General features: G+C 45.4%; 24 protein-coding genes. 10 read left to right on the forward strand and 14 right to left on the reverse strand.

Annotated elements, in window-relative coordinates; all coding sequences use genetic code 11:
- Positions 1 to 96: 96 nt before the first annotated feature.
- Complete coding sequence (locus QT994_RS12690) at positions 97 to 1,125, reverse strand: isochorismatase (protein WP_333174972.1); 1,029 nt, start codon at positions 1,123 to 1,125, stop codon at positions 97 to 99.
- 77 nt (positions 1,126 to 1,202) lie between these two features.
- On the opposite strand from QT994_RS12690, the gene QT994_RS12695 reads away from it, so the two are divergent.
- Together QT994_RS12695 and QT994_RS12700 are read left to right on the forward strand one after the other, a co-directional pair.
- Positions 1,203 to 1,934 carry a TVP38/TMEM64 family protein gene (locus tag QT994_RS12695; protein ID WP_333174974.1) on the forward strand — a complete coding sequence of 244 codons (732 nt, stop codon included), beginning with the start codon at positions 1,203 to 1,205 and terminating at the stop codon, positions 1,932 to 1,934.
- Between the two features lie 16 nt (positions 1,935 to 1,950).
- Complete coding sequence (locus QT994_RS12700; protein ID WP_333174976.1) at positions 1,951 to 3,486, forward strand: mercuric reductase; 1,536 nt, start codon at positions 1,951 to 1,953, stop codon at positions 3,484 to 3,486.
- A gap of 69 nt (positions 3,487 to 3,555) precedes the next feature.
- Here the strand turns inward: QT994_RS12700 and QT994_RS12705 are convergent, their stop codons facing one another.
- The 3 genes from QT994_RS12705 to QT994_RS12715 form a co-directional block, all read right to left on the reverse strand.
- Positions 3,556 to 4,140, reverse strand: a complete 585-nt coding sequence (locus QT994_RS12705; protein ID WP_333174978.1) for a Uma2 family endonuclease — start codon at positions 4,138 to 4,140, stop codon at positions 3,556 to 3,558.
- A gap of 91 nt (positions 4,141 to 4,231) precedes the next feature.
- Positions 4,232 to 5,080, reverse strand: coding sequence for a phosphatase domain-containing protein (locus tag QT994_RS12710; RefSeq protein WP_333174980.1), 849 nt, complete (start codon positions 5,078 to 5,080; stop codon positions 4,232 to 4,234).
- Positions 5,081 to 5,256: 176 nt separating this feature from the next.
- Entirely contained in the window at positions 5,257 to 6,342 is a 1,086-nt protein-coding gene (locus QT994_RS12715; RefSeq protein WP_333174983.1) for a T4 RnlA family RNA ligase, read from the reverse strand.
- Between the two features lie 190 nt (positions 6,343 to 6,532).
- Between QT994_RS12715 and QT994_RS12720 the strand changes: the two genes are divergently transcribed.
- The 4 genes from QT994_RS12720 to QT994_RS12735 all read left to right on the forward strand — a co-directional run bounded on the left by QT994_RS12720 (position 6,533) and on the right by QT994_RS12735 (position 9,079).
- Positions 6,533 to 7,093, forward strand: a complete 561-nt coding sequence (locus QT994_RS12720; RefSeq protein WP_333174986.1) for a hypothetical protein — start codon at positions 6,533 to 6,535, stop codon at positions 7,091 to 7,093.
- A 145-nt stretch (positions 7,094 to 7,238) separates the two neighbouring features.
- Entirely contained in the window at positions 7,239 to 8,267 is a 1,029-nt protein-coding gene (locus QT994_RS12725; RefSeq protein ID WP_333174988.1) for a hypothetical protein, read from the forward strand.
- Positions 8,268 to 8,408: 141 nt separating this feature from the next.
- Positions 8,409 to 8,645, forward strand: a complete 237-nt coding sequence (locus QT994_RS12730; RefSeq protein ID WP_333046092.1) for a type II toxin-antitoxin system Phd/YefM family antitoxin — start codon at positions 8,409 to 8,411, stop codon at positions 8,643 to 8,645.
- Entirely contained in the window at positions 8,642 to 9,079 is a 438-nt protein-coding gene (locus QT994_RS12735; protein WP_333174991.1) for a type II toxin-antitoxin system VapC family toxin, read from the forward strand. The genes QT994_RS12730 and QT994_RS12735 overlap by 4 nt, the downstream gene beginning before the upstream one ends.
- Positions 9,080 to 9,137: 58 nt before the next feature.
- Here the strand turns inward: QT994_RS12735 and QT994_RS12740 are convergent, their stop codons facing one another.
- Together QT994_RS12740 and QT994_RS12745 are read right to left on the reverse strand one after the other, a co-directional pair.
- Positions 9,138 to 9,593 (reverse strand): type II toxin-antitoxin system antitoxin SocA domain-containing protein, encoded by a 456-nt coding sequence (locus QT994_RS12740; protein WP_333174994.1) that lies wholly within the window; start codon positions 9,591 to 9,593, stop codon positions 9,138 to 9,140.
- A gap of 113 nt (positions 9,594 to 9,706) precedes the next feature.
- Positions 9,707 to 9,886, reverse strand: a complete 180-nt coding sequence (locus QT994_RS12745) for a hypothetical protein (RefSeq protein ID WP_333174997.1) — start codon at positions 9,884 to 9,886, stop codon at positions 9,707 to 9,709.
- Positions 9,887 to 10,032: 146 nt separating this feature from the next.
- Between QT994_RS12745 and hemC the strand changes: the two genes are divergently transcribed.
- From hemC to glgA, 3 genes are all read left to right on the forward strand, one after another.
- Entirely contained in the window at positions 10,033 to 11,004 is a 972-nt protein-coding gene (hemC, locus tag QT994_RS12750; protein WP_333174999.1) for a hydroxymethylbilane synthase, read from the forward strand.
- Positions 11,005 to 11,361: 357 nt separating this feature from the next.
- The gene (locus QT994_RS12755) at positions 11,362 to 12,189 is read left to right on the forward strand and encodes a trypsin-like peptidase domain-containing protein (protein ID WP_333046083.1); all 828 of its coding nucleotides are present in this window, start codon (positions 11,362 to 11,364) and stop codon (positions 12,187 to 12,189) included.
- 561 nt (positions 12,190 to 12,750) lie between these two features.
- Positions 12,751 to 14,178, forward strand: coding sequence for a glycogen synthase GlgA (glgA, locus tag QT994_RS12760; protein WP_333175002.1), 1,428 nt, complete (start codon positions 12,751 to 12,753; stop codon positions 14,176 to 14,178).
- 134 nt (positions 14,179 to 14,312) lie between these two features.
- Here the strand turns inward: glgA and QT994_RS12765 are convergent, their stop codons facing one another.
- The 3 genes from QT994_RS12765 to QT994_RS12775 all read right to left on the reverse strand — a co-directional run bounded on the left by QT994_RS12765 (position 14,313) and on the right by QT994_RS12775 (position 16,791).
- A complete protein-coding gene (locus QT994_RS12765; protein ID WP_333175005.1) occupies positions 14,313 to 14,741 on the reverse strand; it encodes a DUF1824 family protein in 429 nt (142 codons plus the stop codon).
- 219 nt (positions 14,742 to 14,960) lie between these two features.
- Positions 14,961 to 15,674 carry a ribonuclease III gene (gene rnc, locus QT994_RS12770; protein WP_333175007.1) on the reverse strand — a complete coding sequence of 238 codons (714 nt, stop codon included), beginning with the start codon at positions 15,672 to 15,674 and terminating at the stop codon, positions 14,961 to 14,963.
- Positions 15,675 to 15,999: 325 nt separating this feature from the next.
- The gene (locus QT994_RS12775) at positions 16,000 to 16,791 is read right to left on the reverse strand and encodes an NYN domain-containing protein (RefSeq protein ID WP_333175010.1); all 792 of its coding nucleotides are present in this window, start codon (positions 16,789 to 16,791) and stop codon (positions 16,000 to 16,002) included.
- Positions 16,792 to 17,464: 673 nt separating this feature from the next.
- On the opposite strand from QT994_RS12775, the gene QT994_RS12780 reads away from it, so the two are divergent.
- Positions 17,465 to 17,608 (forward strand): chlorophyll a/b-binding protein, encoded by a 144-nt coding sequence (locus tag QT994_RS12780; RefSeq protein ID WP_006632525.1) that lies wholly within the window; start codon positions 17,465 to 17,467, stop codon positions 17,606 to 17,608.
- A gap of 203 nt (positions 17,609 to 17,811) precedes the next feature.
- Here the strand turns inward: QT994_RS12780 and QT994_RS12785 are convergent, their stop codons facing one another.
- From QT994_RS12785 to QT994_RS12805, 5 genes are all read right to left on the reverse strand, one after another.
- Positions 17,812 to 18,024 (reverse strand): hypothetical protein, encoded by a 213-nt coding sequence (locus tag QT994_RS12785; protein WP_333046074.1) that lies wholly within the window; start codon positions 18,022 to 18,024, stop codon positions 17,812 to 17,814.
- A 106-nt stretch (positions 18,025 to 18,130) separates the two neighbouring features.
- Positions 18,131 to 18,349: a hypothetical protein gene (locus QT994_RS12790; protein WP_333046073.1), complete on the reverse strand. Its 219-nt coding sequence runs from the start codon at positions 18,347 to 18,349 to the stop codon at positions 18,131 to 18,133.
- A 465-nt stretch (positions 18,350 to 18,814) separates the two neighbouring features.
- On the reverse strand, positions 18,815 to 19,207 hold the full coding sequence (locus QT994_RS12795) for a response regulator (RefSeq protein ID WP_333046072.1): 393 nt from the start codon (positions 19,205 to 19,207) through the stop codon (positions 18,815 to 18,817).
- 402 nt (positions 19,208 to 19,609) lie between these two features.
- Positions 19,610 to 22,177 carry a PAS domain S-box protein gene (locus tag QT994_RS12800; protein ID WP_333175012.1) on the reverse strand — a complete coding sequence of 856 codons (2,568 nt, stop codon included), beginning with the start codon at positions 22,175 to 22,177 and terminating at the stop codon, positions 19,610 to 19,612.
- Between the two features lie 356 nt (positions 22,178 to 22,533).
- Positions 22,534 to 24,780, reverse strand: a complete 2,247-nt coding sequence (locus tag QT994_RS12805; protein ID WP_333175014.1) for a glycoside hydrolase — start codon at positions 24,778 to 24,780, stop codon at positions 22,534 to 22,536.
- Positions 24,781 to 24,810 lie beyond the last annotated feature (30 nt).

Genomic DNA, 24,810 nt, shown 5'->3' on the forward strand with positions numbered 1-24,810 from the left:
ATCGCAGCAGAGTGCAAAGCGAACAAAAATTACCGCCTCTGGTTAATCATGTATACTTTTTTTTGCAGAGACAACCCCAAGAAAAAACACTCGTCTTTAAGCGCCCAGAATTAACTCAGTAGATTGAACAATATTCATTCCCGCCGCCGCAAATTTTTGATAAGCTGCATCTGCTTGTTCCGTAAAATCAACAACACCCGGAACAACCACAGGCGAAGTGCAATCTTCCAGCAAATAAATCTTCTTTGCCAAATTCGGATCTCGCGTCAAAATTTCCGTTAACAAATCATCAATTGTCCAAGCAACGCAGTGACTTTTAGCTTGTCCGGCAATAATTACTGCATCAAAATCGAGCAATTTATCAATAAAGTTAGCATTTTTTTCCGCAATCGGATTGCCGTCGAATCCATCTAAAACTTCCGGCCGCAAAACCGAATAGTTTTCTGTTAGCGGATTCCCGCCTTTGATTTCAAAAAGTGCTTGGCTGTTGCGGGCTATAGTATGAAAAAATACTGCTTCTTCCACCGCAGAAACCAGTGCGTGTCCAATGCCACCCACCATGGAGTGATAAGGCCAAATTGTCAGCGGATATTTCCCATCGTCGCTGAGTTTTTTGACGTAGTGGCAAGCCTGTCTTTCCAGTGCTGAAAAATTGCCCCCGCTAATGCTATCGGCGACGGCTGGATTGACTTTCCAAATACCTTGCTGCACGTCTTCTAAAGTAATTGACGTGGCGGCTGGTAGGGGGTGTTCGCCTGCTTCATTTATCCAAAAGATTGGATGAAAAATTTGCATGGCGGTGTGGGTGTCCATTGTCGGCGCAATGGTTGTAATTGCATTTAAATTACGGTAGATAAATTCGCACAGCCGCAGGTTATCCTCGACAGCACCGCTACCGGAACGCCCGCCCACAAATAATTCAAACTCGGGCAAACAAAAGGTATTTTGGGCATCGACTATCAGCAAACAAATGCGGTTTGTGTCGCTGGCGGCTGGCTGGATGTTGTGCTGTTTTGCCCACTCTTTCGCTTGGGTGGCACGTTTTTGGTAGGGGACTCGCCAGACTTCGCCTAATTTTTTAGTGTCGAAATGTTGGGGGATTGGAAGTTGGGCTTTTGGTGTCATGACAATCGCTTTTAGGGGAGTTTACAGTAATAATTTAAGTTTGGAGTATAATGCTGATAAATATTTGCGGGTGAATCATGGCCAAAGAACAAATCCAAGATTATGCTAGGGTAAAATTTAAACGCATAGTGTTGTTTTTTTTGATCGCCCTTTTGCTCGCTCTCTTAATTGTAGCAACTAGATCTGCCTACGTTCAAGATGTTGTGAGAACTCTGTTAATGCGGATCGAGGATTTAGGGTGGTGGGGGCCGGTGGCTTTTGTAGCTACTTACAACTTGGCTACTGTGCTGTTTGTACCGGGTTCGGTACTGACGCTGGGAGGGGGGGCGATTTTTGGTTTGTGGTGGGGTTCTGTTTACGTCTTTGTGGCGTCGATTTTAGGTGCTGTATTTGCTTTTGCGATCGGGCGCTATTTCTGCCGCGATCGCGTGGTAAAATATATGGAATCTCACCCCAAGTTTAAAGCTCTCGATCGCGCAGTTTCCCAACAAGGATTAAAAATAGTTTTTTTGACTCGTCTTTGTCCTTTATTTCCTTTCAATTTATTGAATTACGCTCTGGGAATTACTCAGGTTTCTTTGAAAGATTACGTGCTGGGTTCCTTTGGCATGATACCGGGTACAATTATGTACGTTTACTCGGGTTCTTTGGTGGGAAATATTGCGGCGCTTGGCGCGATATGTCAGTCAACAAATCCTCAAACAGAAGCAGCCAAATGGTCGCTCAATATCCTCGGTTTTATAGCTACTGTTGCTGTAACTGTTTTTCTCACTAGGATAGCCAGCAAAGCTTTGGAAGAAAGTATTTAATTAGGAGGATTTGCGAATGCCGCAGTCAAAAGTCGATCGCGTAACTGTCCCCCCGATGGACGAACACAACCAGAAATTAGTCTCCTATTTGCATCCGCCAGATTGGGTAAATCCGCAGCCGGCTAGTTCTTATAATTTAGTAGTAATTGGCGCGGGACCCGCTGGATTAATTGTTGCTGCAGGTGCCGCAGGTTTGGGCGCGAAAGTTGCTTTGATTGAAAAACATTTGATGGGCGGCGACTGTTTGAATGTCGGTTGTGTGCCGTCAAAAGCTTTAATTCGCTCGTCCCGCACTGTCGGCGATATTTGGGAAGCAAGTAAATTTGGTGTTAAGGTTTCTGACAATGTAGAAGTGGATTTTGCCGCTGTGATGGAACGGCTGCGCCGCATCAGGGCGGGAATCAGCGATGTTGATTCTGTTCAACGATATCAAGAGAAATTAGGAGTCGATGTTTTTCTGGGTTCAGGTTGTTTTACTAGCAATAATACAGTAGAAGTTGCAGGTCAAACTCTACGCTTTAAAAAAGCAGTAATTGCCACAGGCGCAAGGGCGCTACAACCACAAATTCCCGGCTTGCAAGAAGCTGGATATCTGACAAATGAAACTGTATTTAACCTCACAGAAAGACCTCAACGTTTGGCAGTAATTGGCGCAGGGCCGATCGGCTGCGAATTGGCTCAAGCCTTTCGCAGGCTGGGTTCGGAAGTCGTATTGCTGCACAAAAATGCTCAGATTTTAGATAAGGAAGATGCGGATGGTGCTAAAATCGTGCAGCAGGCTTTTGTAAGCGAAGGAATTCAACTAATACTAGAATCAAAAATAGAGCGCGTTGAGAAAACAAATGCAGGCAAAGTAATTTATTATAAATCTTCAGGTAAGGAAGCATCGGTAACAGTAGATGAAATTATTGTGAGTACAGGGCGATCGCCCAACGTGGAAGGATTGAATCTGGAGGCGATCGGTGTCGAATACGATACACACACGGGCGTATTTGTCAACGACAATTTGCAAACTACTAATCCCCGCATTTATGCCGCTGGGGATATTTGCATGAAACATAAATTTACTCACGCTGCTGATTTTGCCGCAAGGATGGTGATTCAAAACACTCTATTTTTCGGGCGCAAAAAGCTCAGCGCTTTGACGATACCTTGGTGTACTTACACAAACCCGGAAATTGCCCGCGTCGGAATTGGGGAACACGAGGCTAAGGAAAAAGGCCTTGATATCGATACATTTTTAATTTTTTTCAGTCAAGTCGATCGGGCAATTATTGACGGCGAAGAGGAAGGATTTGTGAAAATTCACGTCAAAAAAGGCAGCGATAAAATATTAGGTGCAACTATTGTTGCGCGACACGCTGGGGATATGATCAGCGAGATTACTTTGGCAATGGTTAACAATATTGGTTTGGGAAAGATTGCTAGCACAATTCACCCGTATCCGACACAAGCTGAGGCAATTCGGAAAGCCGGAGATGCTTACAATCGCACTCGTTTGACTCCGTTTGTGAAAAATTTGTTTAATCGCTGGCTGGCTTGGACGCGGTAGAGGGATAATATTACCCCACAAACAAATTGACTGCCTGTTCCTGATAGAAGTGCAACAAAAAATGTATTTTTATGCTTCTATTTCTGTTTCAAATCCAACACCTTCATACAAAAGTTCGATCGGCAAATCAAACTCAATGCTTGATAAAGTGATAATCTCCCCAGCACTGTAAGAATAGTAAAGCCACATTCTACCCTCTCCGCGACAGTAACGCTCAACGAAAATCTTTTCGGCGTCAATCAAGATATATTCTTGCAAAGTCGGAATTTTTAGGTAACAAGTAAATTTTTCATCCCGATCTTTAGCACTTGTACTGGGGGAAAGAACTTCCACAATGATTTTAGGATTCTGAATGAAATTGCGCGAATTAATGTCTTCTGGATCGCAACTGACTATCACATCAGGGTAGTAGTAACGGCTTTGAAAGTTAACTTGCAATTTCACATCTGACACGTTCATCCGACAGCCTATGGAACGCAGATGCGGGTACAAGTTCCTGTAAAAGTTGAGTGCCAGATCGTTATGGGGAATTGTACTACCCGTCATGGCAAAAACTTCGCCGTTGACATATTCGTGGCGAATCTCTTGTTGAGCTTCCCATTCGAGATATTCCTCAACGGTCATTTTTTGGGGTGCTTGGGGAATGGATATCATAACAAAATTTTTTGCAATGTTACTTTGATTGTAGCATTAGGGGTGGGCCAATGGTTGGAATTTGCGATCGCCCGCGCAAACAAACCCTGTCTTAAAAATCCCCTTCATCTACTTGAAATACCGTCAATCCTAACGACCGCCACATATCAACTACTTGCTGGCGATCGTCCAAAACAAACTTAATGTTATATTTTCCTGCAATATGCCGTCGATAGAACTCCTCTTTAATAATCGAATCCTTCCTCATATCTCCGGTTTTTCGCATATAAAGACTGGCATAATTAACCTCGTACTGCTGCAACCATTTTTCAGTTTGAGGCTGACAGTCATCTGTGCGGCCCGACACTACAATAATATGGGCGCTGGACTGCCACTTGCGAACGGTATCTAAAACTGGCTGATTTGGCAAATCGCGATCGCACGTCGAAGCATCAAAAGGATTTCTGCCATTGAGAAGTGCCAGGGTACCGTCCATATCGACAATAATTGCATCCGGCAAATCCGGGTTATATTCCGGCGGCGCAACGGGAACACGCACGTACTTATTGTACATCTTCATAATCACATCTTTGCCCACCGAATTAAGCCTTTTCAAATCCCGTTTAATACATTCCTCAACCGGAACTTGCAAGAAAGAATCATTAACTTCGACGATGGCTTTACCTTTTACCAACTGTTTGATATGCTCGATGTGATGCCCGAAATTAGTATCATCAACAATGACGTGCTTGCCGCTTTCCAAAGCCATCAAAATAATCGTATCTCTTAACAGCAAAATAAACTTTTCATTCGCCGGCGACCAATGAGAAGCGTGAGCCATTTCTCTGAGCAAATCTTTATTGCTACGCACCCACTTTGCAGGTTCAGACAGCAGCAACTCCCTAGCAAATTGAGATTTTCCCGAAGCAGGTAAACCGACAAGTACAATAACTCTTTTCATGGTAAGTAGAAGGAAGAAGGAAGAAGGAAGAAGGAAGAAGAATCATACAGCAAACTTTTTAGCTGTATCTTAGGTTTAATTAGGTGCATTCCTTTCTTCGATCAGCTAAAATAGAATGTTAATTTTCGTTCGTAGTGAGGACTAAAGTCCTCATTCAAGAACGACTTTAGTCGTTACTACAAACCTAGATGGAGGTAATCTAAACCCAAGAGCTCCTCTATTTTATGGATCGTAACATCACGGAGAGCTTCTTTCACTCCCGCAACTCTTCGGGCACGCAAAGAAAACAAAATCCCGGAATACGGCAAATGCTTCACAGCTAATGCAAAATCTTTCTGAACTTCGATATGTTCATGCTGTCGGTAAGCTTCCTCGATTTCTTCAACCAAAGATTGATATTTGTCCTTAACTTGTTGATACAACTCACTCCACTCAGGAAAATAAGCTAAAAACTCTTCTCCTTCATTAGTTAAAACAATTTCTATCAGGCGGCGGGTCGAAAACCCTTCGCGCAGATGGGAAATCGCGACATATTGCGGAGACTTAACTTTAACTCGGTTGAAGTTAGCGTCGCAGATAATATACCCTTCCGAATTCATCGGATCTAAATGTTGAGCCGCTTCGATAACTTCTTTCCAGCTAGTTAAAGGATAGGATGCTACCAATTCCCAGCCGTATTTATTTGCCCAAATACTCGGATCGGTTTCTAGCAGCGTTTGAGTGTTGCGAACCCCGTGCAGCACAATTTGATTGTTTTTTGGCTGGACAACTATTCTATTGTAAGGCGTCATCAATTCAAAGATAAAACATTGGTCGGTTTCTTCCGGCAATTGATATCCCAATTCTTGCCAAACTTTCCAAAAAAGTTCGGCAAAGCTGAACCCAAAACCATTAACTTCGCCGGCGGCGTCGGGAGTGCCGCTAGATTGCACTCTCCATTCTCCCTTGTAAAAATACAGTACAGTCAGAGAACCGTCGAGTTTTTCATAAACTTTGGCATGACTCCAATCAATTGCAGCGGCGTGAATTTCTCCGTAATTAAAAAATTTGTCGTAGGGATAAGAAACTATCTGCCAATTTTGAGATGAATCTAAAATAATGCCTCGGCACTGCTGGACTATTTTTTCGCCCAGGGGAGATTCTATCTGCGAGTATTTCAGACAGACTAAATCGGGATATTGGCGGTGGCGGGTAACTTTGATATGATAAGTTTCGGACAAAGTTTCCAATCCGTGCTCGCGCAAATACTCTTGCAGTTCCACGATCGACTCCTAAATTGCTCGCCTTCTCTATATTATAGATGAATTCATATTCTGGCAACCTTGTCAAGATAGTCAAAAAACATTTTTCCCGGAAAAGCGAGTGTTAATTTGGTATTTTGAATTATGGTTGTACATACGTGAATGCGGTTCGCCGCCCAACTAAACTATTGGAATATTAAGGGAAAAGACCGTGAAGAAGAAATTATTACTTTTGGCTACTTCTGCTTGTGTATTGACTGCTTTAGTACCTCCCTCGGTTGTTTTTGGCTCTTCGCAATTGTCGCAGCGACAATCGGGAACAACACAAATTGCTCAAGGAGGCACTGCGGTTTCGGTAAATCAAATTTTGCAAAAGTTAAAAGGCAAAACGCAAGTGCCTATTTTTATTCCCAGCAGGATTCCGCTTTCGGGAAAAATGTACTATCCAACTACAGCACAAGCAAACAGCTATAGTATTTCAATCGAGTTTAAACCCGATTGCGGCGGTACGACAGTTTGCTCTTTTGGGTCAATTCTAGGTCAAAAAGGCGGGGAGTTTACTACAAAACTAGAAGGGGTAACTAAGACGTTAAAAAATGTCAAACTTGCGGGCGGAGTGAAAGGAGTTTATCATAACGGTTGCGGGGCTTACTGCACAGCAACTCTTCAGTGGAAAACTCAGGGCTTTATGTATACCGTCGCCATTAAGAACGGACGAGAATCTGATTTAATTTTAATAGGAAATTCTGCTATTCAAGCTGGGAAGCGTTAAGTTTAGCAGTCGGGGAGGCACAACTTCTATATGTAAGGTGCGTAAGGACGCACCTTACCGTTATTGTATGATATATCTTAACTCGCACTCGCCCCTTACAAGATGCTATATTTTTTTGCGCTTACCTACTTAGGGAGAAATGAGGATGAGGGGAAGATGGCTATTTGCGGCGATTTTTGCTTGTATTGTGACTGATTTTACGATTCCCTTCGGGATAGCTTCCCTTCACGCACCTTTGACACCAAACTCAGCGTTAGCAAGGACTGAACTCCCGATTACAGAAATCCGCTGGTTTAATTATTCCCCTGAAGATAGCTGGCAACCGATACAATTTATTGTACCCGATCGCAACACTGCAAAATCTGCCGGCAGCCGCAAGTTGCGGTTGTACGATGTTCATATTGCCAAAATGTTTGAGATTTCTCATTTTCTGTGCGAGCGCGATCGCCCTTCTGAAGGTTACAATTGGTCTTATCAAGCGGAAAATGGCAATATTGAAATGGGACGCTTCAAAATTAGCTGCAATCTCGCCCGTTCCATAGCCACAGCTTACGGCTTAGGCAAACCCGAAATTACAGTGATTCGCCGCAACTTCAACCTGAAAAACGGTAGCCCTTATTTTGCGCTAGAAAAATACTCAATTCCCACTTTTAACATTGCTAAAAATAGAGTTATGCAGTGGAGGAATTTTGTGCAAAAGTTTCCCCCAATCCCCGATAACTCAGGTACAAACCAAGCTAACAGTAGTTTTCCTGCCAGTAACATCTTTCGGCAAATCAAAGGCAAAACGCGAGTGCCTGTTTTTCTTCCGAGTAGACTGCCTTTATCTGAAATTCAGCAACTTGATTTTGATGTGCAAGCGGGTGCTCACGGTTACATTGTGGCAATGTATTTAGGCAAAGGATGCCGTGCCGGGGCCTGTTATTTCGGCACCATCGAAGCTAAAAGAAATGAACCGTTTTCGCCTCCTTCGCGATTGCCACAGGATACTTACAGAAGCGTGGAATTGGCGGGCGGAATCAGGGGGATTTATTTCAATAATTGCGGTGCTTACTGCACTGCTTTTGTTGAGTGGCAAAGGCTGGGGGTGCTGTACCGAGTCACAAGGAAAAACGCACGGCAGCAAGAAGTTATCCAGATAGCAAATTCTGCACTTCAAGCAGGGCAACGTTAAATTTGGGTGAGAAATGGAAAAGGTACGCGCGAGCCAAGCTATCCAGAAGGCGCTTGCCTTCGGGCAGGGTAGAGAATCGATTTTTTTCGCATTAAATATCCCGTTGCTGTACACTTAAAAAGTACCTAAAAAACTAATGAGATGCCTGCGATTAGCGTTGAAGAAGCCCAGCAGAGTCTGCAAGCTATCTTGGAAAAGGTAGCCAAAGGAGAAGAAGTGACAATCCTACAGTCCGGCCAAGTAGTAGCTCGCATAGTTCCGCCACTATCCAAGGAGCAGCGGTTAGCTAGGCGTAAAGCATTCCGAAACTCCATTAATGTCAAGGGCGAGCCCATGAGTGCAACAGTCGTTAGGCTAAGGGAGGAAGCACGGTATTGATTTATATAGATACCAGCGCTCTTGTCCCCTTCTATTTACCAGAAGCTCTCAGCGATGCTGTTGCTGAATTGCTGAGGATTGAAGACACGCCCGCACTAAGTCAATTAGTTGAGGTGGAACTGTTTTCAGCAGTTGCCCGCAAATTGCGAATGAGGGAAATTTCTCCAGAAGAGGCAAGACAAATAGGACTCGATTTTCAAACTGACTTGGATGAAAATTTTTATACTCGCATCCCCTTAGAGCCAATTCATTACAATTTAGCTCGCGATTGGATTAGCCGCTTTGAAGTACCGTTGCGTACCTTAGATGCACTGCATTTAGCAGTAGCAAGTTCTAATCAGTTGCTTTTGGTGACTGGCGATGAGGCTTTGGCTCGCAGTGCTCGGACTTTAGGAATTGAAGTTCAGTTATTGATTGCCGTAGCTGAGAACTAAAAGGTCGTGAAGCGAAGCTATCCCGGAGGGAATCGACTTTTTGGCAAGGAAGCTGCACTTACGCCTCCACCAAAGGTGAATAGCAGGATTTTATATCCTCGTGGGAGATGATTTTAGTTGATGTTTCTGCAGGTTCTAATCCCTTGCGGGCGTTGAGCCAAGGTGTCTCTGATTGCGTCAATTCTGCAAGATGTTTAGCACTTAATTCTCCATAAGCATTCCAAACTTCTTCGAGTACCTCGATTTCATCTTCATCAAATTCTTCTTCAAAATAATTGGGATCTGGAATATGGCTATATTTGTAAGCTTTGTACTCATTCCAAACATCGCGGGCAATGGGGCCAGAAACCCAAGCTTCAATATCTTGATCAAATAGCGGCTGGCTTCTAAAAACTAAACTCCAAGCTTGTGCATAATACACGAGCTTTTGCAGTTTCAGCCCAGAAATGGTATCGCCTGCTTCTCGATCCACACGACATAAAAAGTAACGAGCTACGTCAAGAGCACTTTTCATAGTTTTAGGATGTTAGTAATTTGACAAATTCACTTTTGATGCTAAGCTATTTGGTGGCTTTAGAAGTACGATCGCAATTACGATCGCCATTTTCCCCTCGCAACTACATTTCTCTACCCAAATCCCGCAACCTTTGAGCTAATTCTTTCTCGCTGCTGCTGAGCTAACTCCTCATCCCAACCAGGTTCATCCGGCTTGACCCTAGGTAAATCGTACATCGCCCGTAGCCTTTGCTTCGGAATGTCGATCGCCGGGACTGCAAGCGACGCCCAACGCTGGATGGGAAACATCATCAAGACTCAGTGCTACTGGCGCTCAAAACCTGGTATTTCTATTTTATTGCCCGAATTATCCCAACCAGCAATTAAAGTCCCCACCTGCGGTACGCTAGATCAGGTGAATATATTGGCTGATTTCAAGCTATCCTCCGATCGATCTTATGTCCCCAACCACATCTGCCCCTTCCCGAACCGTTCGCATCGGTTCCCGCAAAAGCCAACTCGCCCTCGTGCAAACCCACTGGGTGCAAGAACAGCTACAGAAACACTTCCCGGAACACACTTTTGAAGTCCACACCATGTCAACCCAAGGGGACATAATTCTTGATGTCGCCCTCGCTAAAATTGGCGATAAAGGACTTTTCACCAAAGAATTAGAAACGGGGATGATTAACAATGAAACGGACTTTGCCGTTCATTCCCTCAAAGATTTGCCTACCAATTTGCCCGAAGGTTTAATTTTAGGATGCGTCACCGAACGAGAAAATCCCGCTGACGCCTTGGTAGTTCACTCCAAGCACAAAGACAAGCAACTCGACACCCTCCCAGAAGGTTCAGTAATCGGCACTTCTTCCCTGCGGCGGCTAGCTCAACTTCGGCATCATTTCCCTCATTTTGAATTTAAAGATATTCGTGGCAATCTCAATACTCGACTCGCTAAATTAGATGAGGGCGGTTACGACGCGATTGTTTTAGCAGTTGCCGGCCTCGAAAGATTGGGAATGGGCGATCGCATCCACCAAATTATCCCTGCTGAAATCTCCCTTCACGCCGTCGGACAAGGTGCTTTGGGCATCGAATGCCGCGCCGGAGACACAGAAATCATGGCAGTGATTAAAGCTCTCGAACACTTGGAAACCGCCCAAAGATGTTATGCCGAACGCGCATTTCTGCGAGAATTAGAAGGCGGCTGTCAAGTGCCAATCGGCGTCAATACCAAAATAGAAAACGGTCAATTAACCTTAACCGGAATGGTATCGAGTCTCGACGGCAAGCGATTCGTCAAAGATAGTGTTTCCGGCGCCGCCGAGACTGCTGAAATGATCGGAATTGACCTCGCTCACCGCCTGCGCCAACAGGGTGCTAGTGAAATTTTGGAGGAAATATTTGTCCAAGTTCAACGTGGTTCCTAAAACCGATCCGCATCTCTTTGTCAATGCTTTTAGACGCGATATATCGCCTTTTGTAAAATAAAAGTAACAGGCGGTTTGCTTTGGCTTTCACGGGTAGAGTAGCAGTCTGATTGTAGATTTTTGAGGGGATTTTAGGTAGGACTTGCGTGATGGATTTCAAAAATATCTGACTAACTTAGGACGCTCCGCAGGGGTGTTAACCAACCCGGTTTCTGATGTAAGTCTCGCTGTATAGCCCAAGATTTATGGTAAAAACCGGTTTTTTTCGTAAGTCCTATAATTCTTAACATCCCCATCCCCAATCTATAATCAAACATCCAAAATTAATCAGCAATTTATTTCAGGTAAAGGCCCAATATGAGCGCTAGAGAAATTCAATTAAAGCTGGAATTGAAAAAGGTTCAGCAACTCTATAGCAAAATGCAGGCAGACCAACAAGCTTTGCAGAAGCAATTGAAAGAGTTCAAAACTCAAGCAGGAAATTTTTCGGATGTAGTCGAGCAAGTCTTGCCGTCCGTAGTGTCAATTTACGTCATGGATTGGGATACAGAAGAAGAGATTTCTTCTGGGAGCGGGTTCTTTGTATCGCCGGACATAATTGTCACGAACTATCACGTTGTAGAAGATATTGCCGATCAAGATTACTTCTATGAAGAAGATGAAATCGAACAGGTTTTAGTCGAAACTCACGACGGAAAATTGAGATTGGCAGAGGTGGTGTTTACTGGTAACACTGAAGAAGATTTAGCATTACTCTTAATTAGCGATTTTACCTTCGACCCGAACACAGGGGAACAAGTGGACTCTCCCCAAGAATATCCTCCTCTAGAGTTGTCTTTTGATGTGAAAGTGGGAGATAGAGTAATTGCTGTGGGCAATCCTTTAGGGCAGTTTGCTTCAACTGTAACTCAAGGTATTGTGAGTGCAATTCGCGAACCCGAGGAATATGAAGAAGGCGGTGACGACGAAGATGAGGTGGGTGAGGTGAAGGTGTTGCAAACTGATGCGGCGATTAATCCTGGAAATTCCGGCGGGCCACTGATTAATATGGCAGGTCAAGTGGTTGGGGTGAATACGTGGGGATGGGAAGATGCTGATAATATTAATTTGGCGATCGCCTCTGAAGCTTTGGATGATTTTCTAGCGGGATTTGAGGAGACTTTTGAGGACAATTCTCAGAATTAGTCGGGAGTTATCCGGGAGCATCTCATATTTGTAAACACACTTCCTCTGGCTCCTTCCTTCTTCTTCTTTCCTCCTGCTTCCTGCCTCAAAACTCCAATTTCTAGCTGGGATACTTTCATTAAGATGCTCCCGTTGTTCGTAATATGGGATTCGGGCGTTGGCGAAGCCCTCGAAGAGGATCGCTCTTTTTCTCAGAGGGGATGAAAAAGGCGATCGCTATTTCCTTAATTACATACTGATGGCTTTGCGGGCAGTTTTACTAATGCGTAAAGATGAGCAAAGTTCATACATTTTTTGATGTTTACCGTCCCTCAGAAAGTGACAGATAAGTTTGATTAGAGCGTGAAAATTATCGCGGGAGGGGAGTACGAGCGATCGCACTTTCATCCCCCGCCACTGTTACCTCAAAAAGCGATCGCTATCTTTTTTATTGAAGATGAACCGACGCAGATCTGAGAATAGGGATCGAAAATTATTTATTTGGCACGATCACGTTAATATTGTGACGCTCCCCATTTAAACTTAATTTAGACTAACAATCTCAAGGAACACAAAAAAATAATGCGTATTTTATTTGTATCCGCCGAAGCAGCACCGCTGGCAAAAGTGGGCGGTATGGGCGATGTCGTCGGCGCTTTGCCTAAATTTCTGCGGCGCATGGGACACGATGTCCGCATCTTCATGCCCTACTACGGTTTCATCTCCGACAAAATGGACGTTCCCAAAAAACCTGTTTGGGATGGGGCTGCCATGTTTCAAAGCTTCTCGGTGTTTGAAACTGTTTTGCCGGGAACCGATGTACCTTTATACTTAATGCAACATCCATCTTTCTTGCCGCGCCGCGTTTACGGCGGTTTAGATGAAGATTGGAGGTTCACTTTCTTTGCCAATGCTGCGGCTGAATTTGCCTGGAATCACTGGAAGCCCCAAATTATCCACTGTCACGACTGGCATACGGGGATGATACCTGTTTGGATGAGCCAAGATCCTGATATCAGCACAGTTTTTACTATTCACAATTTAGCATATCAAGGGCCGTGGCGCTGGCGTTTGGAGCAGATGACTTGGTGTCCTTGGTATATGCAAGGTCACAATACAATGGCTGCCGCAGTACAGTTTGCCGATCGAGTAAATACAGTTTCACCGACTTACGCCGAGCAAATCAAAACCCCAGCTTATGGGGAAAGTTTGGAAGGCCTGCTGTCTTACATCGGTGGCAAAGTATCAGGCATTTTGAACGGAATTGATACAGAATCTTACAACCCCGCCACTGACAAGTACCTCCATCAACAATTTAGTGTTGATACTATTGAAAAGCGCCCCGCTAATAAAATTGCGCTGCAAGAAGAAGTCGGTTTGGAAGTGAATAAAAATGCTTTTTTGATCGGCATGGTGACGCGGCTGGTAGAACAGAAGGGATTAGATTTGATAATTCAAATGCTCGATCTGTTCATGGCCTATACCGACTCTCAATTTATTGTACTCGGAACGGGCGATCGCTACTACGAAACCCAACTCTGGCAAATGACAGCCCGCTATCCCGGTCGGATGTCCACCCAACTACTCTACAACGAGGCCCTTTCCCGGCGCGTTTACGCAGGCTGCGACAGCTTCCTGATGCCCAGCCGTTTTGAGCCCTGCGGCATCAGCCAAATGCTCGCCCTCCGCTACGGGTGCGTGCCAATGGTTCGCCGCACCGGCGGTTTAGTCGATACCGTTTCCCACAACAACCCGATCGACAATACTGGTACAGGTTACTGTTTTGATCGCTACGAACCCCTCGACTTGTTCACCTGCATGATCAGAACTTGGGAAGGTTTCCGCTACAAAGATAAGTGGAGAGAACTGCAACAGCGCGGCATGAGAGAAGATTTTAGCTGGGATATTTCGGCCCGGAAATACATCAACTTGTACAGCGATATTTTGGGACTGCCACCCGAAGAAACCGCACCGCAACAAGAGCCGGAATTGAGCGTTGGCAAGGGTTAATTTTAGTAAGGTGTGTCAGTCGGTGTTTGATTCAAATGAATCGAAGGGCGATCGGCTGACGCACCCTAAAGCTTAGTCCGCAGTCGGTTTTTGATTCAATTTAATCGATCGATTGACTACTGACTACTGACAAATTAATCAACAAATAAATCGAGAGGTAAATGACCGTAAGTGCCAGTAACTCCACCTTCTGAGGAAGATTGACACGAAATCAAAACGCCCCGGTAAGTTCCGGGATAACCGTCAACATAATACGACCCCTTCAAAGTATTGAACTTAATATAAACCGAACCAGCAAAGGTCGAGACAGCATTGGGATCTAAAACAGCTTGATATCCCAAAGCTTTCAAATAAGCTTCTAAAGCTAAAAACCCCTCATCCGTCGAAGAAGCGCACACTCCCAACATTTGATAATCCGACAAACTTGCTACCAGCAAAATCGCTTGACGGAGGGCGTGTTTTTCCAGCGGCGATGCTACAGATTGCATATCCAGACAAGTGAAATCTTTGAGGATTTGCTGTGCTTCTTCAACAGTTAGGGTAGTCGGGTTTTGAGTAGACATGAATTGCTCTGATATTTCCCAAAATTACGATCGACAATCGGGCACCCGTCAACGAATTTCTGTCATTGCAACCCTCAATCGACGGCGGTAACACTTACGCAAGTCTTGATTATAGCCCATTGTGGACTCTGGCCATCAATTCGGGCGATCGTCTTCGAGGGCTTCGCCAACGCCCGTATCGCACAAAAAAGCTAGTAGTTTTTACCCGTGTTTTCAACTTTAGATCAATCCGCGTTTTTTCAGCTTTGCTAGCGCATCTTCGGCCGCATTTTTCTCAGCATCTTTTTTGCTTTTGCCTTTACCTTCTCCATAGAGTTTCTCTGCGACATAAACTTTAGCGAGAAATTCCGGCTTGTGGGGTGTGCCTCCTTCTTGAATGGTCACGTATTTGGGCGGAGTCGTGTCACCGTTGGCCTGTACCCATTCCTGAAAGCGATTTTTCGAGTCTACAGTCGATCGAGTTTCCACAACATTTTCGGGAACAGAATCAAACATTTGCCACACAAACTGGCTAACTTTGTCCATATCTTGCGTATCCAGATAGTAAGCGCCAATAAATGCTTCAAAAGTGCTGCTGAGCAAATTTGGATTGGTAATCCCACCTTCTCGATACGCTCCCTTTCCGAGTCGCATTTTTAAATCTAAATTGATTTCAGTAGCAAATCTGGCTAATTGTTTTTCATCTACTAATGCAGAACGTCGGCGAGTCAGTTGGTCTTCTCCCATTTCTGGGTGACGCTGATAGAGATATTCGCCGCTGAGAAATGTCAGCAAAGCATCGCCGAGAAATTCTAAGCGTTCGTTGTCTTCTTCGCGGAATGTGGGGTTTTCGTTGACGTAGGAACGGTGGGTGAGGGCTTGGCGCAGCAATTTTTCATTTTTGAATTCGGGAAGGGTAATTTTGAGTTCTTGTGTTGGCTTAGTTAATTGCATAAGGGTTTTGTAATGGTTATTGTTTTTGGAGTTTGGTGTTATTATGTGGACATGAAAGAGCCGCAGATAGCGGTAGGTGGGGAGAATCTAGTTTATCAAATAAACTGGATTTTTGCTATCGGCGGCAGGGTAAATTTTAACACATTTTTGGCGGTTCTACTATTAGCCCGTTAGTCCGTCAGTCCGCCAGGGGTTTTAACCCCTGGCTCATAGCTAAAGTCGTCTTAAGACGACTGAAGATTATGTTTTTCAACTGTCAGTCAGTCGGTTTTAACCGACTTTAGCTATTAGCCAAGGAATTCATTCCCTGGCGGACTGTGGAACTTTAGGCAGATAATCTGTCTGCTTCTATTACAAACAATTGCTGATCCTGCAATCGGATTTTTCCATCTTTCACGGCAGCCTTAACCAACTCGCTAAAGCGTGAAAAGGTTTTTCCCTGATGCTGGCAGACAAAAGTGACTCCTTGGTACTTGGGAAAAAGCTGCAACATTAGGTTGTTAATAAAACCTAATCCTGTACCCTTCCCTTTGCTTAATGCTGTTTTGATAGCTTCTATCAAATACTCAACAGCCTCGTTGTAAGTGAGATGACACGGAACTTTTTCTGTCTGATGCTGAGTCTTGGACGCTACCAAGTTAGGCAATTCATCGAGAAAGTGGAAGTCACTACCCACAATTTCTTTCAGCTTTTGTTTGAGACTACCTGGCTCAGCAAAGCCTATAACTTTTTTACCCCGATCTTTTAAATTGCGAACCAAGTTTACAAAGTCCCCATCTCCTGATACAAGGATAACTGTATCGGGAGGCCGATTGCTGTAAATATCATCAAGGCAGTCAACCATCAATTGATTATCGGCACTATTTTTTAGAGGACAGGGAACATCGATACATTTAAAACCAAAGTTTTGTAGCTTGTCTTTTGCAGAGACTTGATCGGGACAGAGTGAATTGTAGTAGACTTTTGCCTCAATCAATATCCCCTGAAATTTGGCAAATTCTAGCAATAGACTACCTAGATGTTTAATTGACTTTGCGTTCTGAAGATCGATGTAAATAGAAACTAAAGCCTGAGACTGCTTTCTTTGTTGGCCAATGATTGAATGATGGTTCCTCATTTTTCTGTGTCCTAAAACTAGGTTTGCAGGACAGCATCAATAAATTAAGCATCTAACCAAAGAAGTATTGTTTTTGAGTTTGCTCAAAAGGGACATTTCCCATTTAACAAAACTCTTGACTTACACACTATTAATTTAGTGTGTACTTGCTTGGTTAGCGTCTCAGCGATAGGATATGCAGATTTCGGACAGGCGTCCTAAAAACCCGTTGATATAGAAATTCAAACAAATGTCGTGCCAACTGACCTATTTATTCCAGTTGAAACGACATTAACTTGAATGTCTATATCAACGGGGCTTTAGGACGCTTACCCGAAATCTGCACATCCTACCGCTGAGACGACTTAACCAACACTCTTTGCTTTTGAATGCGGGTCTCTATCTGAGCTGTCTTGTTTTGATACTTGCACTTTAACTCTTAGATGTCAAGGGGTAATCTAATTTAATTTTTTGAGTTTATCTGACACAAATACCCCTGCTAATCTCTACTTGCACAAGAATTACACAAAAACGCTATATATAGCGTAAATAGTCGGTTATTCTCTGCTAATTTACGCTAGATTAGTGGCTTATCTCCGGCATTTGAACAGTAAATGTAAAAATATGTTGCAAACTTTGTACTGCTGTGTTAAGTTTAGTTACATAAGGTTGAAATTAAACGAGGTTTCTGGTCATGGAAAACAAAGACGCAAAGTTGGGCTTCACTGAGTTCGCTGAAACCTGGAACGGCCGCTTGGCAATGTTGGGCTTCGTTATCGGCCTAGCTACCGAATTCCTCACCGGTCAAGGCATTCTCTCTCAAATCGGTTTGATGTAATCAGCTTAACTGCATACAATAGCTGAAATTCCGGCGATCGACCCCTTCACAAGTGCAAAAGCCCCCCCCGCTAATAAGTCCCCTTCACTTCACACGGAAGGGGGCTTTTGCATTCTCTATCAAAAAATCCAACAGATGGCACAATCAAAAATCTTTTCTGTCTCCATATTTATCGCGAGACTAACGAGACTAACTCCAGCAAACTAAGCCCTTCCTACCGCATCCAACATTCTCAATTTAGGAGTCAAAGCAGGAAGCTTTACCAAACCGTCTCGTTTGTGAGTTCCCGCAGTGTTACCTAAAATCATCTCCGACAGATCCGGCATTTCCTGCCAGCAGTGCGAGCAGAACCAATAAACGCGATTGTGGCGAGCGTGGCGGAGCAATTTAGAGGAGCAACAAGGGCAACTATTCATGATATTTTAAACCTTTTTTAAGATAATGCAGCGATAACCGAATCATTACAAAGATTGACGAGTGCCGGTGCATCTCCACTCCAGACACAACAATAAAAAATCTCTTTCACTCACAACTTTGAGCGTCTCGCAAGTAGCACTTTTGGAGGCTCAACAGCAACACCACAATCAGAAGCTGAACGCTCCAAGGAGCCCAAGAGAAACCCCAAATAAAACAACCCAGTCCAGCCCAAGCCACAAGAACAAAAATATCTTGAGAAGTTTGCCAGTAAATCCAGACTGCTGCCAGAGAAACTATTAGTAGCAAAATGTAAGCTGAGGGCATAGTCGTCTTCTCCCAATGTATCTGCCAACAGTCAGGAGCGATCCCTGACCATGTGCTTAAACTTAAAACTAAAACCTGAAGAACTTATGAAGACGAGTGAGTTGTTACAAAAAGTAAAATAATCCTGCCAGCTTATATTTTCCCGATAAATCAGTAGGAATACTGAGCTCATGGCTGAGGCCGAATCCGCTTAAATGAACGCTCTAGAAATAGGGACTTAGGCATCACCTATTTGTGTCAATTTCACCTCAAAGAGCGGCAGGGTTGAAACGCCTCTGCCGGACTGCGGTTTTTAGTCTTAAGCTGACAGGACAAAAGGCACAGCCCCTAAGTCCCTACAGATATGCCCAGCGATCGACCTGATTCTAGCTGAGGCACAATACAAAAGAAACCAAGTTTTTTTAGCTCTCTTTGCCTGCAAAACTACTGCTTGAAAAGCTGCACAATTCAATGCGGGCGATCGATCTATTCTTGCTCCCAGCCCAAAGCTTCAGCGACCTGAGCCGCCAAAAACATCGGTTCAAAAGGCTTAGCAATCACGCTCACAACCCCTAAATCCGCGAACATCCGCCTGTCCCCAGCGAGAGCCTTAGCCGTCAATAAAATTACCGGAATGTGCTGCGTAGCATTATTAGCTTGTAACTGTAGAAAAGTAGTAGGCCCGTCTTGGTCGGGCATCATCACGTCCAACAGAATAGCATCAGGCTGTTCGGCAAGAGCCTTAGCAACACCCTCGCGGCCCGAACTCGCTGTCAGGACTTCCCAGCCCCCCACCACCTCAAGACTGACTTGAGCCACTTCCCGAATATCTTCCGCATCGTCAATAACCAAGATGCGCTTGGCAGTCAAAATTAACATTTTTTTAGGAATGAGAACTGATCACAGACTAGAGGCGAAATGTGAATATTTTGTAAAGCAAATTATCTTACCCGATCGGACTTTACAGTAAATTTTCAAAACTGTATAGCAGATGTTGAAAGCCCTTCGCCTCCCGGAGGCTTCGTGAGCGGGTAAAAAGAAGGAAAAAAGAACACCTCCGTTGCCATCGACCGCCTGGGTTTCAACAATTAAGAACATCCTAACCCTCGGGCGCGGTTGCTGTAAAATTTCCCCCCCCCAAAAAAAGCCACTTTTCTACCTCAAATCGCGATTTTTGCCCGCAGTCCCCGAACGGCATAAAAGGCTGAGATTGTTTCTCGATGACTCTCACGAACAATCGACAGAAAATCACTAACTTTGGGTACACCTGATCAGTAGAAATTAACTTTCAGTTGCAAGCCCCTCCCTTAAAACTGGCAGAGTTAAGAAAAAAGTGCTGCCTTCCCCCAAAACGCTTTCCACCCACATCCGGCCCCCGTGCTGCTGCACGATACTGCGACAAATAGCCAGCCCCAAACCAGTACCTCCCTTCTGACGAGAATCAGAAGCATCAACCTGTTGAAAGCGTTCAAAGACCATCTCCAGTTTGTCTGGCGGAATACCCCGCCCTTGGTCTTTCACAGCAATCACGATGTACCACGAGCTCGTCCCTGGCAAGTGCGGAGGCGCGGCGGCAGGCTTAGGAGACAACAAAGACGGGGACGACACCGGCTTGTACCCTGCATTTTCTGGCACATCCGGATTGTGGGTCAACTCCCCGCTCAGCCAAACCGTAGCCCCGGAGGGAGAAAACTTAATAGCATTACTGAGCAAATTTGTCAAGGCTTGAATTAGCCGATCGGGAACAGCTTGCAATTGCGCCCCCACAGGCTTCACCGACAGAGTAACTCCCGCCTGCTGAGCCATTCCCTGCATCTCGTCAGCCGCCTGCAACATCAGCTCAGCCATATTACAAGTTTGTTTGATAGCAGTGCTGTAACTCGACTCCATCCGCTCTAAATCTAGGATGTCATTGACCAAGCGCACCAAACGGTCAGTGTTAGTGACAGCAATCTCCAGCATCCGCTTAGCTTTCTGGGGGTAAGCGTCAAGCAGACCGCTGTTGAGGAGACCGAGGGCGCCGTGAATTGAGGTCATGGGCGTCCGCAGTTCGTGGCTGACAACAGAGATGAATTCATCTTTCATGCGCTCGACGGCAAGCCGATCGGTGATATCCTTAAAAGTCACCACAGCTCCAATAATTTCGCCTTCTTCTCGCATCGGAGCAACAACGTACTCAACCGGAAAACTGCTGCCGTCTCGCCGCCAAAAAACCTCATCGGTGACGCGCCGGGCCTCTCCGTCTTCCAAGGTGGCTAAAATTTGAGAACTTACCCGCTGAGACAGCAGTTTGCCCGCCTGCGGTGCGGCGCAGTGTGGAACCCGTTCAGAGCCTGAATTGATGTCTGTTGCAGGTGAGAGTTGCTTGATCCCCTTTGAGCCTTCTTCCTGTGAACGGTGTAAGCTTTCATAGAGTGGTCGATCGATCAATTGCTTTGATTCACACCCAGCCATTCTCACCGCCGCAGGATTGACAAAAGTTACTTTTCCCTCTTTGTTCAACCCGCAAATTCCTTCTCCTGCGGAGAACAAAATCATTTCTGTTTGGTGGCGGAGTTGTTCAAAGGCTTTTTCGACTCGCTTGCTGTCGCTGATGTCGCGAGAGATGGTGGAAACGCCCGTTACCGCTCCAGTGGCGTCTTTAATCGGAGAAATTGTCAGGGACACATCTATGTGTTGGCCGTCTTTCCGCAAGTGCACGGTTTCGTAATGGTCGATGGTGGCTCCAGCCCTAATATTTTCCAATATTTGGGGCATTTCCTTGGGGCGTTCGGGTATTGCTAAAATCTCGATCGACTGCCCCTTGATTTCCGCCGCACAGTAGCCGTAAATCTTCTCGGCTCCTGCATTCCAGCTCTGAATGGTCCCGGCGAGGGTTTTGCCCACGATGCCGTCGTCGGAAGACTCGACAATCGACGCCAAGCGCACGAGTTCGTCTCTAGTTTGCTTGTGTTGAGTAATGTCACGACCCAAAATCACTATACTTTTGCGTCTGCCGTCGGGGTGAAATACAGGTACTTTAATCACATCGTAGATTTTCACAGTACCGTTTGAGCGGGGAATCACTTCTTCTCCCCTAGAAAGCTCACCTTTTTGCCACGCTTCTTGATCGCTCACCTCGCACGCCTGTAGCGCCTCCCGGTAAAAACTGCTGAGTTCTCCTAGCTGAGAATCTTTGAGGCCGCGGTAGTCTATCTTTTCTAGCTCAAACATTTCCAACATCGCTTGATTTGCCTCCTGCCACCTGCCCTCGCCATCTTTGAAGCAGACAATATCTGGCATGGCATTGATCAGCGAGTCAAGATAGGAGTTTTCTCGCAGTGCAGTTTCTACCTCCGCCCGCTTGGCGATTTCCCGTTGCAGGTTTTCGTTTGCCGTTTGCACCGAGTTGATTAACAAACTTTCTGTAAAAGTCTGTTCTTTAATTACTTCCTGAAGTCTGTGGAGTTCTACCGACTGCCGCCTGCGGGCCAACAAATTCTCTACCCGCAAGTGCAGTTGGGCGGGTTCTGCGGGACTTACTATCAAATCGTCTATTCTTCGTTCGAGTTGTTTTGCCTGCTGCGAAAAGGGCTGCTCTGTCTGAGCAGCCGTTTGGGATTTACTAACAAGCAAGAAGGGTAAAAATATCGGCTCGGCCGCAGCTTTTAATGATTCTACCAGCGGTCCGATGCGATCAAAATTGGCCTCGTCGAGAATGCACAAGTCAAAAGGGATTTGGGGAAAGGGAAATTCCGAGTTGGGATCTAAAGCGCGATCGAGTACGATCACCTCATGCTCGGTGTTGAGGTGTGCGATCGGCAAATTAGGTTGTTGTTGGCGATCGACCAAGAGTAAAATGCGGCTCATTAGTTTGTTTATTTCCCCATGACTAATGATATGATGTCCGGTAAATTAACCATTATATGTTTTGTAGTGAGGGCTTAAGTCCTCTTTTTTATGAGGGATGCACCCTCACTACCAACAAATTTTATAGCCCTTGATCGACCGGACGTTCTCGAAATGATCAAGGCATTATGTAGCCAGAGTTAAAGCGCCTATTTAATATAATAATTTGATAATCATTTAATTGTTTGTTGGTGAAAGAAATGACTAATGACTAATTCAGGGGGCGGGTTTATATTTATGTGGGTTTTCAGTTCTCTGAAAGCTGGTGCAACCCGCCCCTACAGCCTAATGACTAATGACTAAGGACTAAGGACTTTTTACGGCATTCCGATCGGAATCAGAGTATCTTCCGGCATACAGGTAGAGTAACGCTCTCCTTCCGATAAAACCGCAATCAGTCGCAGCGACCAGTCGGGCATAATCTGCAAATCCCCCCAAGGTATTGCTACCTCCAAACATTTATCCAATCCCACTTGGGCCCGGCTGATGCGGGGATGCCACTCATCGCCCTCTCCTGCTTCCTGAAACCAAATCGATTTCGTCAGCAAATTAATCTCTAACTGATGGTGGAATCGATAGTTTAGTGGTGCTTCGTCCGGCAAACCCGATAGCGGAATCAGACTGTTGTTCATCGTGCGATCGGGATAAAACCAAAACAAATTTAACTGTTGCGGGCAATCAATTCCCGGTCGCACCCCTGCTTTGAAGTCGGCGCGAATGTAAAAATTCAAGTGGTCAACCCCGTACCAAAGCCGCTGAATTGCCGAACTCCGGTGCATCGTACCCCTTGCTCCCCCAACTTCAATCCGACCGGCTTTGTCCCAATCCTGTTCGTTGCCGATACCGTCAATCACCGGGTGAATAAAGCTCAGCGGCAGGTGGTCGCCTTGAACCTCGTGCACCTCTACTTGTCGTCGCACTTCCGGGGGCACGGGCTCGCCCAGAGCTTCGTAAATTCCCGCTACGTGTTCTCGAAATAGCTGGTCGAACATGGCATCTTGGTTCGACGTGTGGCCTTCGCCAAACCACCAGAACCAGTCGGAACCTTCGGCCGCATAAAGCGCTTCCCAAGCTTCTGGGTTGCTTTCTTCTGTGGCCTCTGGATGGTTTGCCAGCATTTGTCTGGCGGGCCCTAATATGTCCCAAGCGCGATTTTTCGCGGGATCGCCGATCCAAGTTGTGAGGGAACCGTCCACCCAGGAACCGGTGTGCAGTTGGGCTGCCGGAATTGTTTCGGTTGCTGGGAATTGGTCGAGAAATTCTGAGACTGTGACTAATTTGATATCTGGATTATCGCTGAGAGTTTGATAGAGGGATTCTAAGAACGGTTTGCCGTCTTGGGGATAGAATTCCCAGCAATTTTCTCCGTCTAGGGCGATCGTAACTAACCAGGGAGTTTCTAAAGCTGTTTGGCCGCCCAACTGTCGGTTTTTGAGAGTTCTGCCGATCGCTTCTAAGTGTCCCACTAAATCTGATGCTGCTTTTTCCGGTTCCATCGAACCGTAAGTAAACCCGATCAAATCAGACAATCGGTGGTCTCGAAATACTATTGCCAAATCGCCGTCAGGAGTTTCTAAACGGTAAGGACGATATAACAGTTCGGGTTCGTAGACATTCCCCGCCCCGTCGCGGTTAAAAAAGTGTTTAATTGTCGAGCCCAATACTGCTTCGTCCGAGACTATCCATTTAAAGCCTTGTTTAGCAATATAGGGCAAAATTTCCGGGCTGACTGCTTGTTCCGACGGCCACAAACCGCGCGGTTGGCAATCAAATCGGTCTTGATACATTTCCCAGGCTTTTCTCAGGTGTCGGGGAATATCTTCTTCCCACTGAAACCGCTGTTTTGGCAGCGTCATGTTTGGAATGGCTATGCGGCCGCCGTTGGTGTCGGCAAGCAGCGGTAAAATCGGGTGCGTGTAGGGGGTTGTTGAGACTTCCAACTGTCCCTCAGCTTGCATTTTACGGTGCTGGGGAATGATACGAGCGAGGATTTCTTTTTGTTTTGAGTAGATGTTTTTTCTGTCTGCCAAACTAAAATTTTGTTCTTGTTTCAGCCACCCTGCAATCTCGGGGTCGTCCCAAAACAGCGGGTCAATCCAAGCTAAATTGTGCCACGCCAGCAAGTCGCTAAAATCCTGCAATTTCCAGTTTGCCAAACACCACTGAATGCCTTTTTCCTGCCGCTGAGTGTAGAGTTGAGCGTAGCGGGGATGAGGCTGAATCAGGGTGTGGTAATTGGCGTCAAAGAAGTGTTCTAAAATGAACTCTTGTTCTGCGATGTTTAAAGTTTCTGTTGGCTTTAATGTCACCGCCAAGTAAGGGTCTAATGCTTTGTCTGCGATGCAGTCTTCTATCTGCAAAATCAAGGACGGAACCAGGTTTACGGTTTGATGCAGTTTGGGATATTTTGCTAGAAGGAGAACTAAATCCAAGTAGTCTTTGACTCCATGCAAGCGCACCCAAGGCAGTCGGTACTGGGCTGTTCCTGCGCTAGCTGATACTCGGGATTTGTAGAGCGGTTGGTGTTGGTGCCAAATGAAGGCTACATAAAGGGGGTGAGACATTGAATTTGGTAATTGGTAATTGAATTTGGT

Origin of the sequence: Microcoleus sp. S13_B4 (assembly GCF_036700885.1) — a bacterium.
In the GTDB taxonomy this organism is placed as follows: Bacteria; Cyanobacteriota; Cyanobacteriia; order Cyanobacteriales; family Microcoleaceae; genus Microcoleus.

Coding starts and splice junctions, on each gene's coding strand:
- QT994_RS12710 (WP_333174980.1), bottom strand. CDS start 5,080: ATGAAAAGAGTTATTGTACTTGTCGGTTTACCTGCTTCGGGAAAATCT.
- QT994_RS12755 (WP_333046083.1), top strand. CDS start 11,362: ATGAGCGCTAGAGAAATTCAATTAAAGCTGGAATTGAAAAAGGTTCAG.
- QT994_RS12785 (WP_333046074.1), bottom strand. CDS start 18,024: ATGAATAGTTGCCCTTGTTGCTCCTCTAAATTGCTCCGCCACGCTCGC.
- QT994_RS12730 (WP_333046092.1), top strand. CDS start 8,409: ATGCCTGCGATTAGCGTTGAAGAAGCCCAGCAGAGTCTGCAAGCTATC.
- QT994_RS12705 (WP_333174978.1), bottom strand. CDS start 4,140: ATGATATCCATTCCCCAAGCACCCCAAAAAATGACCGTTGAGGAATAT.
- QT994_RS12790 (WP_333046073.1), bottom strand. CDS start 18,349: ATGCCCTCAGCTTACATTTTGCTACTAATAGTTTCTCTGGCAGCAGTC.
- QT994_RS12800 (WP_333175012.1), bottom strand. CDS start 22,177: ATGAGCCGCATTTTACTCTTGGTCGATCGCCAACAACAACCTAATTTG.
- QT994_RS12700 (WP_333174976.1), top strand. CDS start 1,951: ATGCCGCAGTCAAAAGTCGATCGCGTAACTGTCCCCCCGATGGACGAA.
- rnc (WP_333175007.1), bottom strand. CDS start 15,674: ATGCAATTAACTAAGCCAACACAAGAACTCAAAATTACCCTTCCCGAA.
- QT994_RS12740 (WP_333174994.1), bottom strand. CDS start 9,593: ATGAAAAGTGCTCTTGACGTAGCTCGTTACTTTTTATGTCGTGTGGAT.
- QT994_RS12695 (WP_333174974.1), top strand. CDS start 1,203: ATGGCCAAAGAACAAATCCAAGATTATGCTAGGGTAAAATTTAAACGC.
- QT994_RS12795 (WP_333046072.1), bottom strand. CDS start 19,207: ATGTTAATTTTGACTGCCAAGCGCATCTTGGTTATTGACGATGCGGAA.
- QT994_RS12690 (WP_333174972.1), bottom strand. CDS start 1,125: ATGACACCAAAAGCCCAACTTCCAATCCCCCAACATTTCGACACTAAA.
- QT994_RS12805 (WP_333175014.1), bottom strand. CDS start 24,780: ATGTCTCACCCCCTTTATGTAGCCTTCATTTGGCACCAACACCAACCG.
- QT994_RS12780 (WP_006632525.1), top strand. CDS start 17,465: ATGGAAAACAAAGACGCAAAGTTGGGCTTCACTGAGTTCGCTGAAACC.
- hemC (WP_333174999.1), top strand. CDS start 10,033: ATGTCCCCAACCACATCTGCCCCTTCCCGAACCGTTCGCATCGGTTCC.
- QT994_RS12745 (WP_333174997.1), bottom strand. CDS start 9,886: ATGATGTTTCCCATCCAGCGTTGGGCGTCGCTTGCAGTCCCGGCGATC.
- QT994_RS12775 (WP_333175010.1), bottom strand. CDS start 16,791: ATGAGGAACCATCATTCAATCATTGGCCAACAAAGAAAGCAGTCTCAG.
- QT994_RS12765 (WP_333175005.1), bottom strand. CDS start 14,741: ATGTCTACTCAAAACCCGACTACCCTAACTGTTGAAGAAGCACAGCAA.
- QT994_RS12725 (WP_333174988.1), top strand. CDS start 7,239: ATGAGGGGAAGATGGCTATTTGCGGCGATTTTTGCTTGTATTGTGACT.
- glgA (WP_333175002.1), top strand. CDS start 12,751: ATGCGTATTTTATTTGTATCCGCCGAAGCAGCACCGCTGGCAAAAGTG.